This is a genomic window from Streptomyces sp. NPDC017940 (genome assembly GCF_044328435.1).
Classification (GTDB): Bacteria; Actinomycetota; Actinomycetes; order Streptomycetales; family Streptomycetaceae; genus Streptomyces.
On record NZ_JBIRHJ010000001.1, the window covers coordinates 311866 to 325773 of the forward strand.

Consider the following 13908-nt stretch of genomic DNA (forward strand, 5'->3'; position numbering starts at 1 on the left):
CTGCCTTTCCGTTCTTTCCCCGTGGGAAGGACCCCCGCGGGAACCCGTCGGACGGGACCCCGGGGGCTCCGAGAGCGTGTGCCCCCGCGCGCGGCACGCGCCGCGCGCGGGGAGCCTCACCTGAACCGTGCCACGTTCCGCGCCGTGACCACCTTCACCGGCACCTTCACCACCGCGTCGACCTTCTCGCCGTCCGCCGCGGCCATCGCGTTGCGCACCGCGATCCGGCCGAGCTCGGCGGGCTGCTGCGCCACCGACGCGTACAGCGTGCCCGCCTCGACCGCCTTGAGGCCGTCGGGGGTGCCGTCGAAGCCGACCACCGACACCGACTTGCCCGCCTTGTCACCGAGGGCCTTGACCGCCCCGAGCGCCATCTCGTCGTTCTCCGCGAACACGCCGTCGACGCCCCGGTTGCCCTGGAGCAGATTGGTCATGACGTCCAGGCCCTTGGTGCGGTCGAAGTCCGCGGGCTGCCTGGCGACGACCTCGATGCCGGGGTAGGCCTTGATGCCCTCGGCGAAGCCCTGGCCGCGCTCGCGGCTCGCGGAGGTGCCCGCCGTGCCCTGGAGCACGACCACCTCGCCCCTGCCGCCGAGCTTGTCGGCGAGTGCCTTCGCCGCCTGCCTGCCGCCCGCGACGTTGTCGGAGGCCACCAGGGTCGCCACGTCCGCCTTGGTCACCCCGCGGTCCGCGGCGACGACGGGGATGCCGGCCTTGTTCGCGGCCCGCGCCGCCGGGCCCGCCGCGTCGGAGTCCACCGGGTTGACGATGACCGCCCTCATGCCCCCGCTGGTGAAGTTCTGCAACTGGTTGGCCTGCTGGGAGGCGTCGTTCTGGGCGTCCGTGACGGTCAGGTCGACCCCCGCCTTCTCCGCCTCCGCCCGCGCGCCCTGCTTCATCTGTACGAAGAAGGGGTTGTTGAGGGTGGACAGGGACAGGCCGATCTTCGTCGACGCCCCCGACGAGCCCGAGTGGAACACGGACACCGCGGCGACCACGGCGGCGGCGACCACGGCCGCGACCGTGTACTTGAGCGCCTGCGGGCCCTTGCGGCCCGACCCCGACGACGTACCGCCCACGGCACCGCCGCCCGCACCGGCCTTCCTGCGCAGCGTGTCCAGGAGCACGGCGAGGGCGATCACGACGCCGATGACGACCTGCTGCCAGAACGCCGACACCGACAGGAGGTTGAGACCGTTGCGCAGGACCGCGAGGATCAGCGCGCCGATCAGCGTGCCCGAGGCCTTGCCGACACCGCCCGCGAGGCTCGCGCCGCCGATGACGACCGCCGCGATGGCGTCCAGCTCGTAGCCCTGCGCGGCCTGCGGCTGCGCCGAGACGAGCCGGGAGGCAAGGACGATGCCCGCGACGGCCGCGAACAGGCCGGAGAGCGCGTAGATGACGACCTTCTGCCGCTGGACCCGCAGTCCCGAGAGGCGCGCGGCCTCCTCGTTGCCGCCGATCGCGTACATGGAGCGGCCGATGTACGTACGGGACAGGATCACCGCGGTGACCACACCCATGACCACCATCACGACGACCGGCACCGGCAGCCACCCGCCGAGCGTGTCACCGACCCGGGAGACCGAGTCGGGGAACGGGATCGGGCTGCCCTGCGAGATCACCAGGGACAGGCCCCGGCCGATCGACAGCATCGCGAGCGTCGCGATGAACGGCGGCAGCTTGCCGTACGCGACGAGGGCGCCGTTGACCAGGCCGCACGCGATGCCCGTGGCGACCGCGAGGAGCACGGCGAGCCAGACGGGCACGCCCTCCTTCGTCGCCGTCCAGGCGAGCACCGTCGCCGACAGGGCCGCCACCGAACCGACCGACAGGTCGATGCCCGCCGCCACGATGACGAAGGTGACGCCGAACGCGAGGATCGCGGTGACGGCCGCCTGCACCCCGACGTTCAGCAGGTTCTGCGTGGTCAGGAAGTCGCCGGAGAGCAGCGACATCGCGACCACGAGGACCACGAGGGCGCTGAGCGCGCCGTTGTCCAGGAGGATGCGGCGCAGGTCGGGGCCGCCTCCCGTGCCGCCGGTGCCCGTCCTGCCCGGCCGGGTGTCAGTGGTTGCCACGGGAGTCCTCCTTCGCGTCCCCCGCAGGGGTGTTGTCGTTGTCCACGGGGGCGGCGCCGATCGCCGCGGGCGCCGCGGGCGCGGTCGCCGGACCGGTGCCGACGGCCAGCGCCATCACCGCGTCCTGCGTCGCCTCGGCCGCGTCGAGTTCGCCCACGAGGCGGCCGTGCGCCATGACCAGGACCCGGTCGCTCATGCCGAGCACCTCCGGCAGATCGCTGGAGATCATCAGGACGGCGTGTCCCGCGGCCGTGAGTTCGTTGACGAGCTGGTAGATCTCGACCTTCGCGCCGACGTCGATGCCCCGCGTCGGCTCGTCGAGGATGAGGACCCTGGCCTCGGCGAGCAGCCACTTGCCGATGACGACCTTCTGCTGGTTGCCGCCGGAGAGGGTGCGCACATGCTGGCCGAGCCCGGCCATCCGCACCCCGAGCCGCCCGGCGATCCGCTCGGCCGCGGCCCGCTGCGCACCCCGGTCCACGAGCCCCGCCCGCGTCGCGGCCCGCAGCGTCACCAGGCCGAGGTTCTCCGCCACGGACGCGTCCAGGACCAGGCCCTGACCTTTGCGGTCCTCCGGTACGAGGCCCACGCCGGCCCGCATCGCGGCGTACACGTCGTGCCGCGGCAGGGCCCGGCCCGCGACCTCCACCGTGCCCGCGTCATAGGGGTCCGCGCCGAACACGGCCCGCGCCACCTCGGTGCGGCCCGCGCCCACGAGGCCCGCGACGCCGACCACCTCACCAGCGCGCACCTCGAAGCCGACGTCGTGGAAGACACCACCGCGGGTCAGGCCCCGGACACGCAGCAACGGCGCCTCCCCCTCGGCCCGGCGTGCCCCTGCGGAGCGCTCGCGCGGGTACTGCTGCTCGATGGAGCGGCCCACCATCAGACGGACCAGCTCGTCCTCCGGCGCCGAAGCGGGCACCCGGCCCACGCTGCGGCCGTCCCGCAGCACGCTGACGCGGTCGCCGAGCGCGGCGATCTCCTCCAGGTGGTGGGTGATGAAGACGATGCCGACGCCGTCGGCGCGCAGGCCGCGCACGAGGGTGAAGAGCTTCTCCACCTCCTCGGAGGTGAGCACGGCCGTCGGCTCGTCCATGACGAGCACGCGCGCGTGCAGACTGAGCGCCTTGGCGATCTCCACCATCTGGAGCCGGGCGATGCCGAGGTCGCGGCAGCGCACGCGCGGAGAGACGTCGACGCCCACGCGCGCGAGCAGCTCGGCGGCGTCGGCCTCCATCCGCCCCCGGTCGATGAGTCCGAAGCGGCGCGGCTGCCGGCCAAGGAAGATGTTCTCGGCGACCGTGAGGTCGGGTACGAGGTTGAACTCCTGGTGGATGGTGGCGATCCCGAGCCGCTCCGCGTCCTGCGCGCCGTGGATGCGCACCTGCTCGCCGCCGACGAGGATCCGCCCGGCGTCGGGCTGATGGGTGCCGGAGAACATCTTGATGAGGGTGCTCTTGCCCGCGCCGTTCTCGCCGAGCAGGACGTGCACCTCGCCGCCGCGCAGGTCGAAGTCCACGCCGTCCAGGGCCACGACGCCGGGGAAGGCCTTGCGGACGCCCTCGACGCGCAGCAGTTCGGGCGCGTCCCGCACGCTGTCGCGCACCGGGGCGTGGCCAGTCATGCGTCACTCCTTCGGGTCGTGCCCGCCGTGCGGTGCTCGCCGCACGAAGCGCGTACGACGAGGCGGGCGGGCAGTGTCACGGACTGCGGGGTGCGGCCCTCGATGCAGTCGGTGAGAGCCCGCACGGCGGCCCGGCCGAGGTCGTCCGTGGGCTGGGCGATGGCCGTGACGGGCGGATCGGTGTGCACGAACCAGGGGATGTCGTCGAACGCGGCGAGCGCGATGTCGTGGGGGACACGCAGCCCGCGCGCGCGGATCGCGTCGAGCGCGCCGAGCGCCATCAAGTTGTCGGCGGCGAAGACCACTTCGGGCGGCTCGGGCAGGGCGAGGAAGCGCTCGGTCGCGCGCCGTCCGCTCGCGGCCTGGAAGTCGCCCTGGCCGATGTAGGCGTCCGGCAGCGCGAGCCCGTACGCGGCGAGCGCCTCCCGGAACGCGGCCACGCGCTCGCTGCCGGTGGTGGTGGCCGCGGGGCCCGCGATGATGGCGAGCCTGCGGTGGCCGAGCCCGTGCAGATGGGCGACCAGATCGCGTACCGCGGCCCGGCCGTCGGACCGCACCACGGGCACGTCGACGCCGGGGAGCCAGCGGTCCACGAACACCATCGGGGTGCCCGCGCGCGCCGCGTCGAGGACGAGCGGGGAGCCGCCGTCGGCGGGAGAGACGAGGAGACCGTCGATGCGGCGGTCGAGGAGCGTGCGGATGTGGTGGTCCTGGATCTCGGGCCGCTCGTCGGCGTTGCCGAAGATGATGCTGTAGCCGAGCGCGCGCGCCTCCTCCTCGACGGAGCGGGCGAGCGCGGTGAAGTAGGGGTTCAGTACGTCGCTGATGACCAGGCCGAGCGTGCGCGTCCGGTCCGTCCTGAGGGACCGGGCGAGCGCGTTGGGCCGGTAGCCGAGCGCGTCCACCGCGGCGAGCACGCGCTCGCGGGCCGCCGGGCTCACGGACGTGTGCGCGTTCAGGACCCGCGAGACCGTCGCGACCGAGACGCCCGCCCGGGCGGCCACGTCCTTGATGCCGATGCCTGCCACTGCCGATGCCACCTCCTCGTGGAATCGATTACACGAGGGATTGGAATCGATTACACGGTGATCTGGCAACCCCCTGCCCCGTGGCTGAAACCCGATCGTTACTGGCGTGGGCGCCTTCATCGGGGGCTGCTGCACCCCGCCGGGGGCGCGGGGAACCGCGCGCCCGGTGCGCGACAAGCGCAGACGCGTCTGCCGAATCACCGAGCAGACGCGTCCGCGGCTTTTCCCTGGCTGGTCGCGCAGTTCCCCGCGCCCCTGGCGGGGGTGTTGTCAGTGGGCGGGGGTAGCGTCGGGCCATGTCGAGTGCCGCACAGCGGGGGACCGCCGACGGCGCCCCCGCGCCCCGCATGGCCGTGGTCGAGGGCGTCCTGGAGCGCATCACGTACGCCAACGAGGAGAACGGGTACACGGTCGCGCGCGTGGACACCGGCCGAGGCGGCGGCGATCTGCTCACGGTCGTGGGCTCGCTGCTCGGCGCCCAGGTCGGCGAGTCCCTGCGCATGGAGGGCCGTTGGGGCTCCCACCCGCAGTACGGCAAGCAGTTCACGGTGGAGAACTACACGACGGTCCTGCCCGCCACGATCCAGGGCATCCGGCGCTATCTCGGCTCGGGGCTGATCAAGGGCATCGGCCCCGTGATGGCCGACCGCATCACCACGCACTTCGGCGTGGACACCCTCGACGTCATCGAGACCGAACCGAAGCGCCTCGTCGAGGTCCCCGGACTCGGCCCGAAGCGCACCAAGAAGATCGCCGCCGCCTGGGAGGAGCAGAAGGCCATCAAGGAGGTGATGGTCTTCCTCCAGGGAGTCGGCGTCTCCACGTCCATCGCCGTGCGCATCTACAAGAAGTACGAGGACGCCTCCATCTCCGTGGTCCGGAACCAGCCCTACCGCCTCGCCGCCGACGTCTGGGGCATCGGCTTCCTGACCGCCGACCGCATCGCCCAATCCGTCGGCATTCCGCACGACAGCCCGGAGCGCGTCAAGGCGGGATTGCAGTACGCCCTGTCGCAGTCCACCGACCAGGGCAACTGCTTCCTGCCCGAGGAGCGTCTGATCGCCGACGCGGTCAAGCTCCTCCAGGTCGACACGGGCCTCGTCATCGACTGCCTGGCCGAGCTCGCCGAGGACCCGGAGGGCGTGGTCCGCGAGTCCGTGCCGGGGCCCGACGGCGGCGAGGACGTCACGGCCGTCTATCTGATCCCCTTCCACCGCGCCGAGCTCTCCCTGTCCGGCCGCCTCAAGGAATTGCTGCGCACCCCCGACGACCGCATGCCCGGCTTCCGGGACGTGGCCTGGGACAAGGCGCTCAGCTGGCTCGCCGGGCGCACCGGGGCGGACCTCGCCCCTGAGCAGCAGGAGGCGGTCAAGCTCGCCCTGACCAGCAAGGTCGCCGTCCTCACCGGGGGGCCGGGCTGCGGCAAGTCCTTCACGGTCCGCTCCGTGGTGGAGCTGGCCCGCGCCAAGAGGGCGAAGGTGCTGCTCGCCGCGCCCACGGGCCGCGCCGCCAAGCGCCTCGCCGAGCTGACGGGGGCCGAGGCCTCGACCGTGCACCGCCTCCTGGAGCTGAAGCCGGGAGGCGACGCCGCGTACGACAAGGACCGGCCGCTCGACGCCGACCTCGTGGTCGTCGACGAGGCCTCCATGCTCGACTTGCTCCTCGCCAACAAGCTGGTCAAGGCCGTGCCGCGGGGCGCCCATCTGCTCTTCGTGGGCGACGTCGACCAGCTTCCGAGCGTCGGCGCGGGCGAGGTCCTGCGGGACCTGCTCAGCGAGGAGAGCCCGGTGCCCGCCGTCCGGCTCACCCGTGTCTTCCGCCAGGCGCAGCAGTCCGGCGTGGTCACCAACGCCCACCGCATCAACTCCGGGCAGCCCCCGCTCACGCAGGGCCTGAGCGACTTCTTCCTCTTCGTCGAGGACGACACCGAGGCGGCGGGGCGGCTCGCCGTGGACGTCGCCGCCCGGCGCCTGCCCGCGAAGTTCGGCCTCGACCCGCGCCGTGACGTGCAGGTCCTCGCCCCCATGCACCGCGGCCCCGCGGGCGCGGGTCACCTGAACGGCCTGCTCCAGCAGGCCATCACCCCCGGCCGCCCCGACCTGCCCGAGAAGCGCTTCGGCGGCCGGGTCTTCCGCGTCGGAGACAAGGTCACGCAGATCCGCAACAACTACGAGAAGGGCGCGAACGGCGTCTTCAACGGCACGGTGGGCGTGGTGCGGGACCTGGACGCCGACGAGCAGCGGCTGACCGTCCGCACCGACGAGGACGAGGAGGTGGGGTACGACTTCGACGAGCTCGACGAACTCGCCCACGCCTACGCGGTGACGATCCACCGCTCCCAGGGAAGTGAGTACCCAGCCGTGGTGATCCCCGTCACCACCGGCGCCTGGATGATGCTCCAGCGGAATCTGCTCTACACCGCCGTGACACGCGCCAAGAAGCTGGTGGTCCTCGTCGGTTCGCGCAAGGCTCTGGGACAAGCGGTCCGCACCGTTTCGGCGGGCCGCCGGTGGACGGCCCTGGACCACCGGCTCACCGGTCCCGGGACCGGCTGACGGCAGCCGTCAAGCACGGGCGCCAACTGATCGATCAAACGAGTCGGAAAGGTCACAGAGCACTTTCGGAACCGGGATCCAGGGGGCAGGATGAGCAGGTTGGCGGCACTGAGTGCCGCCAATAGGCCCAATGGTCGACCCCGAGTGCACTCTCCAGGGCCAAATGGGGGATGGTAGAGACAGTCAGGGCACCTCGAAGAAGAGGCACAACGTCGGTGAGGGATGACGTGAGCGAGAACGCTAACAAGGCTGTAGTACTCCGGTACGGCGATGGCGACGAGTACACCTACCCGGTGATCGAGTCCACTGTCGGCGACAAGGGCTTCGATATCGGCAAGCTCCGCGCCCAGACCGGTCTGGTGACCCTGGACAGCGGCTACGGCAACACGGCCGCCTATAAATCCGCCATCACCTATCTCGACGGTGAGCAGGGCATCCTGCGCTACCGCGGCTATCCGATCGAGCAGCTCGCGGAGCGCTCCACCTTCACCGAGGTGGCGTACCTGCTGATCAACGGTGAGCTGCCGAAGGTCGACGAGCTCGCCACCTTCAAGAACGAGATCACCCAGCACACGCTGCTGCACGAGGACGTCAAGCGGTTCTACGACGGCTTCCCGCGCGACGCCCACCCGATGGCGATGCTGTCCTCCGTGGTCAGCGCGCTGTCCACGTTCTACCAGGACAGCCACAACCCGTTCGACGAGAAGCAGCGCCACCTCTCCACGATCCGGCTCCTCGCCAAGCTGCCGACGATCGCGGCGTACGCGTACAAGAAGTCGCAGGGTCACCCGGTCGTCTACCCGCGCAACGACCTCGGCTACGTCGAGAACTTCCTGCGCATGACGTTCTCGGTGCCCGCCGCCGAGTACGACCTGGACCCGGTCGTCGTCTCCGCGCTCGACAAGCTGCTCATCCTGCACGCGGACCACGAGCAGAACTGTTCGACGTCCACGGTGCGCCTGGTCGGCTCCTCGCAGGCCAACATGTTCGCCTCGATCTCGGCGGGCATCTCGGCCCTGTGGGGCCCGCTGCACGGCGGCGCCAACCAGTCGGTCCTGGAGATGCTGGAGGGCATCCAGGCGACCGGTGGCGACGTCGACACCTTCATCCGCAAGGTGAAGAACAAGGAAGACGGCGTGAAGCTCATGGGCTTCGGGCACCGCGTCTACAAGAACTTCGACCCCCGGGCGAAGATCATCAAGGCGGCGGCGCACGATGTCCTCTCGGCGCTCGGCAAGTCCGACGAGCTGCTCGACATCGCGCTGAAGCTGGAGGAGCACGCGCTGGCCGACGACTACTTCGTCGAGCGCAAGCTCTACCCCAACGTGGACTTCTACACCGGTCTGATCTACCGCGCGATGGGCTTCCCGACCGAGATGTTCACGGTCCTGTTCGCCCTCGGCCGGCTGCCGGGCTGGATCGCGCAGTGGCACGAGATGATCAAGGAGCCTGGCTCGCGGATCGGTCGTCCCCGCCAGATCTACACCGGCGAGGTGATCCGGGACTTCGTCCCGGTGGAGTCCCGCTGACCTGGCTCCCGCCTGGGGGTGCGCCCCGCAAGGGGCGCGGGGAACCGCGCGACCAGCCACAACGAAGCCGCAGTCGCGTCTGCTCGGTAACTCGGCAGACGCGGCCGCGGCTTTTCGCGCGCTGGGCGCGCGGTTCCCCGCGCCCCTGGGGAAGCGGCGCCGAGGTCCACGGACAGGGGGCGCGGGCGCCGGTGAGAAGGGAAAAACACCCCGCCGTCGATCCCCCCACGGGTCGACGGTCGGGGTGTTTTCCTGTGCCCCGGTGCGGATTCCCCCCACGGGATCCGGCCGGGAGTGTGTGGTGCGGTCTGCCGGGACGCGTACGGGAGGGCCGCTCAAAGCTCCCCGGTGCACGTGCCCCGGCCAACGCTCCCCCTGGCTCCAAGGAGCCGGGGGTACCCCCTTCAGGGACATCCCCCAAGATGTCCCCCGACGCCGAACGGATCCCCCAAGATCCGTCAGGTGTCGCCCTCTTAGACTCGCGAGCCCCCTCGATGGTTACGTTGCAATCGCTGTGATCTACGTCTCTTGCATATGACATCGAACCCGCGCAAGAGGGTTCATATGCGGATATCCCTCCTGAGGTGAGAGTCCCGCGAAGACAGTGTGAAGGATCGCGGGGCTATGTGAAAGACCGCAAGCGGAGGCTGTTGGTGACGACGAACACGGAGGAGAAGGCCATGGCCGCTCCGGCGATCATCGGGTTGAGCAGCCCGGCGGCCGCGAGCGGCACCGCGGCGACGTTGTAGCCGAAGGCCCACCAGAGGTTGCCCTTGATCGTGGCGAGGGTCCTGCGGGCGAGCCGGATCGCGTCGGCCGCCGCCCGCACATCGCCCCGTACGAGCGTCAGATCGGCCGCCTCGATGGCGGCGTCGGTGCCCGTGCCCATGGCGAGTCCCAGGTCGGCCGTGGCCAGCGCGGCCGCGTCGTTCACGCCGTCCCCGACCATGGCCACCACCCGGCCCTCGCATTGCAACCGGCGCACCACGTCGGCCTTGTCCTCGGGCAGCACCTCCGCGTACACGGCGTCGGGGGCGATGCCCACGGCCTCGGCGACCGACTGCGCCACCGCGTGGTTGTCCCCGGTGAGCAGGACCGGTGCGAGGCCGAGTCCGCGCAGCCCGCGGACCGCCTCGGGGCTCTCGGCCCTGACCGTGTCGGCCACGGTGAGCAGTCCGCGCGCCACTCCGTCCCAGGCGACAAGGACGGCGGTGCGGCCCGCGGCCCGGCCGCGCTCCCCGGCCGCGGTCAGCTCGTCGAGGCCGGTGACACCCGCGGCGGCGAGGAACCGGGCGTGCCCGGCGAGCACCGCGTGCCCCTCCACCGTGCCGCGCACCCCGGACCCGGGGACGTTCTCGAAGTCCAGGGGCGCGGGCAGCGCACCCGGTGCGAGGCCGAGGCGCCTGGCCGCGCCCGCCGTGACGGCGCGGGCGACCGGGTGCTCGGAGGCGTGCTCCAGGGCGGCCGCGAGCCGCAGCAGCTCCTTCTCGTCGGTGCTGTCGGCCGCGTACACCTCCTGGAGGGTCATGCGTCCCGTCGTCACCGTGCCGGTCTTGTCCAGGACGACCGTGTCGACGCGGCGGGTGGACTCCAGGACCTCGGGGCCCTTGATGAGGATGCCGAGCTGGGCGCCCCGGCCCGTGCCGACGAGCAGCGCGGTGGGCGTGGCGAGGCCGAGCGCGCACGGGCAGGCGATGATCAGGACGGCGACGGCGGCCGTGAACGCGGCGGCGGCGCCCGCGCCGTTGCCGAGCCAGAAGCCGAGCGTGGCGACGGCGAGCACGATGACGACCGGTACGAACACGGCGGCGACACGGTCGGCGAGGCGCTGCACCTCCGCCTTGCCGCTCTGCGCGTCCTCCACGAGCCGGGCCATGCGGGCCAGCCGGGTGTCGGCGCCGACACGGGTCGCCTCGACGACCAGGCGCCCGCCCGCGTTCACCGTCGCGCCCGTCACCGCGTCGCCCACCGAGACGTCGGCGGGCACGGACTCGCCGGTCAGCAGGGAGACGTCGACGGCGGACGCGCCCTCGACGACGGTGCCGTCGGTGGCGACGGTCTCCCCGGGCCTGACCACGAAGCGGTCCCCGACGGTCAGGCGGCCGATCGGCACCCGGGCCTCGCTCCCGTCGGGGCGCAGTACGGACGCGTCCTTGGCGCCGAGTTCGAGCAGTGCCCGCAGCGCTGCGCCCGCCTTCCGCTTGGAGCGGGCCTCCAGGTAGCGGCCGAGCAGGATGAACGTGACGACGCCCGCGGCCACTTCGAGGTAGAGCGCCGAGGAGCTGTCGCCGCGCGCGATGGTGAATGTGAAGCCGTGCCGCATGCCCGGCTCGCCCGCCGTGCCGAGGAACAGCGCCCACAGCGACCAGCCGAAGGCGGCGAGGGTGCCGAGGGACACCAGGGTGTCCATGGTCGCCGCGCCGTGCCGGGCGTTGAGGAGCGCCGCCCGGTGGAAGGGGAGCCCGCCCCACACGACGACCGGCGCGGCAAGGGTCAGGGACAGCCACTGCCAGTATGTGAACTGGAGCGCGGGCACCATCGCGAGGACGACGACGGGCAGCGCGAGGGCCGCCGAGACGAGCAGGCGCCGCAGCAGCCTGTCGGACTCGGTGAGGTCGGTGGTGGCGGGGCGGTCGGCGCCGGCGCCGTCCGCGCCGTGCCCGGTGTCCGGCGGGGGCGGGAGGATCTCATGGGCCGAGTAGCCGAGCCGTTCCACCGTGGCGAGGAGCCGGCCGACCTCCACGTCGTCGGGGAAGGTCACCTTCGCCTTCTCCGTGGCGAGGTTGACGGAAGCGGTCACGCCCTCCAGGCGGTTCAGCTTCCTCTCGATGCGGGCCGAACAGGAGGCGCAGGTCATTCCGCCGATGGCGAGTTCGACCTCGGAGGTGTGCGAGGTGTTCATGGGGGGTTCGGCTCTCCGGGCGGAAAAGGGGAGGGCCGGGCCGCGCGGCCGTGGGTGGCGTGCCGCGGGGCCCGGCGGACGGGGTGCTGCGGGGCGTCAGGCCTTGCCGACCAGCTCGTAGCCGGCCTCGTCGACGGCGGCGCGGACCGCCTCCTCGTCGAGGGGGGCGTCCGACACCACGGTCACCTTGCCCGTGGCGGCCTCGGCCTCGACCGAGCTGACGCCGCCGAGGTCCGAGATCTCGCCGGCCACGGCGCCCTCGCAGTGGCCGCACGTCATTCCCGTCACCGCGAACACCGTGGTGACGGAGCCGGGCTGCGAGGTCTGGGCGTTGGCGGTCATGTCGTTCTCCTCCAGGGGTGGTGTGGACGCGATGGACGTCGGCGTGCCTGCGGGGCTCCGGTAGCTCCAGGGAACCCCGTTGTGCTTCACACTATACCCCTAGGGGGTATTTTCCAAGGAGGTGTGGACCATCCTCCGGACCGGCCCCGCTCAATCGCTGCGGCGCATGCGGTTGCCGGGGCGGGAGGCGACCCAGGCGCGGATGGTGTCGGCGTACCAGTAGGGCTTGCCGCTCTCGACGAGGTCGGGTTCGGGCAGCAGTCCGTGCTTGCGGTAGGAGCGCACGGTGTCGGGCTGGACCCGGATGTGCGCCGCGATGTCCTTGTACGACCACAGCCTTCGGTCGGTCATGGGGGCTCCTCACTGCGTGCGCCCAGAGGCGGCCGGAACGGCCGACGGGGGAGCTGGGGGCAGCACTGGCGATCACTCAACCTGTGCCCCGTCAACGACGCAGAGTGACCACGAAGGAGTGACTGTGGACCGGCTGTGACGCAAGATCCGCAGAGGCGGGACATGTGTGACATGACGGCGGTCTTCGTGACAGAAGTGACGCCGGACCGAGGAGTGAAGATCGGGCGCGTCCGCGGCGCGCGGCGACGTGAGGTGGTAAGAGGGCGAAGGGCCGGGCCCGCTGTGCCGGACCCGGCCCCCGGGTTCCCGCACCCTCCCCGGAGCCCGCCGACCCGAGACGCGGGGGCTCCCTCGACGGTGGCCCGGAGGCGTCAGGGTGCCCTCAGTGTTCGGGCGCGGTCTTGGAGAATCCCGCGCTCCGGCCGGTGGCGCCGGGTGCGCTCCGCTCCGGGGTGCCCGGGGTGCCCGGGGTGCCGGTGGTGCCCGGGGTGCCCGGGGACGCGAGCACCAGGCTCGTCTGTTCGCCGGCGAGCCGCGCGGCCGACGGCGGCCCGCTGTGCGCGGGCAGCACGGCCCCGCTCGCCCGCGCGAACTGGCGCGGTGTGCAGCCCGTCATCGCCTTGAACTCGCCGCTGAGGTGTGCCTGGTCGTAGAAGCCGCAGAGAGCCGCGGTCTCCGCCTGGCCGCGTCCGGCGGCGAGGAGTCTGCGGGCGTGTTGCAGGCGCAGGACCCGGCCTGCGGCCTTCGGGCCGATGCCGATCTGCTCCCGGAAGCGGTTCTCCAGCTGCCGCACGCTCCAGCCGACCTCGTCCGCGATCCTGGTCACCGGCGCGCTGCCGCGGGTGCGCACCAGCTCGTCCCAGGCCCGCACGGTCCGCCGCGAACTCGGCGGCCCGGACCCCGCCCAGCGGATCAGGACGTCGTCGAGCAGCCCGAACCTGTCGGACCAGCGGGGGAGCGCGCCGAGGGCCGCCGCGAGGTCGCCGACGCGGTCCCAGGAGCCGTGGCAGCGCCTGTTGCCGAGCGCGTCCGGGTCCAGGGCGCGCCCGGCCAGTTCGTGCTGCTCGGTGCCGAGGAGGGTGAAGGAGGCCCAAGGGGTGAGCAGCACCTCGATGCCCGCGAGCCGCCCGTCGTGCTCACCGAGCACCGGCCGCGTGGTGAGCCCGGAGACCACCGAGACCAGCGACACCGGTGGGCGCCCGGAGTCCGCGAGGCCCCGGATGCGCAGCTCGTGGCCGAAGCCGAGCATGAGCGTCACCGCGCCGATGGGGACCTCCAGCCTGCGCCGGGGCGCGCCGAGGTCGAGCCGGAAGCCGCGGTAGCTGATCACCCCTGGCCGCAGCCGTGGGTCGGGGCGGGCGAACGCGACCTCCCAGCGCCCGTCGGGGCCGTGCAGGGAGCGCACCGCGGTGCGCGTACGTCCCTCGTGCCGGCGGTCCGCGTCCACGCAGCCTCCCGCTCGTCGTCGGCACGGCGTGGCGTCGCCGTACGAT

General features: G+C 72.2%; 9 protein-coding genes. 2 read left to right on the forward strand and 7 right to left on the reverse strand.

The features are described from left to right. Nucleotides 1-116 precede the first annotated feature (116 nt). Genes ACH4DX_RS01350 through ACH4DX_RS01360 form a run of 3 tightly spaced genes read right to left on the reverse strand, consistent with a single transcriptional unit; the run spans nucleotide 117 to nucleotide 4736 of the window. Nucleotides 117-2081: a substrate-binding domain-containing protein gene (locus ACH4DX_RS01350; protein WP_398153567.1), complete on the reverse strand. Its 1965-nt coding sequence runs from the start codon at nucleotides 2079-2081 to the stop codon at nucleotides 117-119. Then, nucleotides 2068-3708 (reverse strand): sugar ABC transporter ATP-binding protein, encoded by a 1641-nt coding sequence (locus ACH4DX_RS01355; RefSeq protein WP_398153568.1) that lies wholly within the window; start codon nucleotides 3706-3708, stop codon nucleotides 2068-2070. The genes ACH4DX_RS01350 and ACH4DX_RS01355 overlap by 14 nt, the downstream gene beginning before the upstream one ends. Continuing rightward, nucleotides 3705-4736 (reverse strand): LacI family DNA-binding transcriptional regulator, encoded by a 1032-nt coding sequence (locus ACH4DX_RS01360; RefSeq protein WP_398153569.1) that lies wholly within the window; start codon nucleotides 4734-4736, stop codon nucleotides 3705-3707. Before ACH4DX_RS01360 ends, ACH4DX_RS01355 begins: the two co-directional genes overlap by 4 nt. Nucleotides 4737-5032: 296 nt before the next feature. Between ACH4DX_RS01360 and ACH4DX_RS01365 the strand changes: the two genes are divergently transcribed. Continuing rightward, on the forward strand, nucleotides 5033-7291 hold the full coding sequence (locus ACH4DX_RS01365) for an ATP-dependent RecD-like DNA helicase (RefSeq protein ID WP_398153570.1): 2259 nt from the start codon (nucleotides 5033-5035) through the stop codon (nucleotides 7289-7291). A gap of 227 nt (nucleotides 7292-7518) precedes the next feature. After that, nucleotides 7519-8820: a citrate synthase gene (locus ACH4DX_RS01370; RefSeq protein ID WP_398116717.1), complete on the forward strand. Its 1302-nt coding sequence runs from the start codon at nucleotides 7519-7521 to the stop codon at nucleotides 8818-8820. A gap of 622 nt (nucleotides 8821-9442) precedes the next feature. Here the strand turns inward: ACH4DX_RS01370 and ACH4DX_RS01375 are convergent. From ACH4DX_RS01375 to ACH4DX_RS01390, 4 genes are all read right to left on the reverse strand, one after another. Then, nucleotides 9443-11722 (reverse strand): heavy metal translocating P-type ATPase, encoded by a 2280-nt coding sequence (locus tag ACH4DX_RS01375; protein WP_398153571.1) that lies wholly within the window; start codon nucleotides 11720-11722, stop codon nucleotides 9443-9445. A 96-nt stretch (nucleotides 11723-11818) separates the two neighbouring features. Next, nucleotides 11819-12064: a heavy-metal-associated domain-containing protein gene (locus ACH4DX_RS01380; protein ID WP_398116721.1), complete on the reverse strand. Its 246-nt coding sequence runs from the start codon at nucleotides 12062-12064 to the stop codon at nucleotides 11819-11821. Between the two features lie 150 nt (nucleotides 12065-12214). Then, nucleotides 12215-12415 carry a helix-turn-helix transcriptional regulator gene (locus tag ACH4DX_RS01385; RefSeq protein WP_398116723.1) on the reverse strand — a complete coding sequence of 67 codons (201 nt, stop codon included), beginning with the start codon at nucleotides 12413-12415 and terminating at the stop codon, nucleotides 12215-12217. Nucleotides 12416-12797: 382 nt separating this feature from the next. Continuing rightward, nucleotides 12798-13862 (reverse strand): helix-turn-helix domain-containing protein, encoded by a 1065-nt coding sequence (locus ACH4DX_RS01390; protein ID WP_398116725.1) that lies wholly within the window; start codon nucleotides 13860-13862, stop codon nucleotides 12798-12800. Between the last annotated feature and the right edge of the window lie 46 nt (nucleotides 13863-13908).

What these genes read in the sequence shown, in the direction of transcription:
- ACH4DX_RS01355 (WP_398153568.1), bottom strand. Translation starts at nt 3,708, where the DNA reads ATGACTGGCCACGCCCCGGTGCGCGACAGCGTGCGGGACGCGCCCGAA.
- ACH4DX_RS01365 (WP_398153570.1), top strand. Translation starts at nt 5,033, where the DNA reads ATGTCGAGTGCCGCACAGCGGGGGACCGCCGACGGCGCCCCCGCGCCC.
- ACH4DX_RS01375 (WP_398153571.1), bottom strand. Translation starts at nt 11,722, where the DNA reads ATGAACACCTCGCACACCTCCGAGGTCGAACTCGCCATCGGCGGAATG.
- ACH4DX_RS01380 (WP_398116721.1), bottom strand. Translation starts at nt 12,064, where the DNA reads ATGACCGCCAACGCCCAGACCTCGCAGCCCGGCTCCGTCACCACGGTG.
- ACH4DX_RS01385 (WP_398116723.1), bottom strand. Translation starts at nt 12,415, where the DNA reads ATGACCGACCGAAGGCTGTGGTCGTACAAGGACATCGCGGCGCACATC.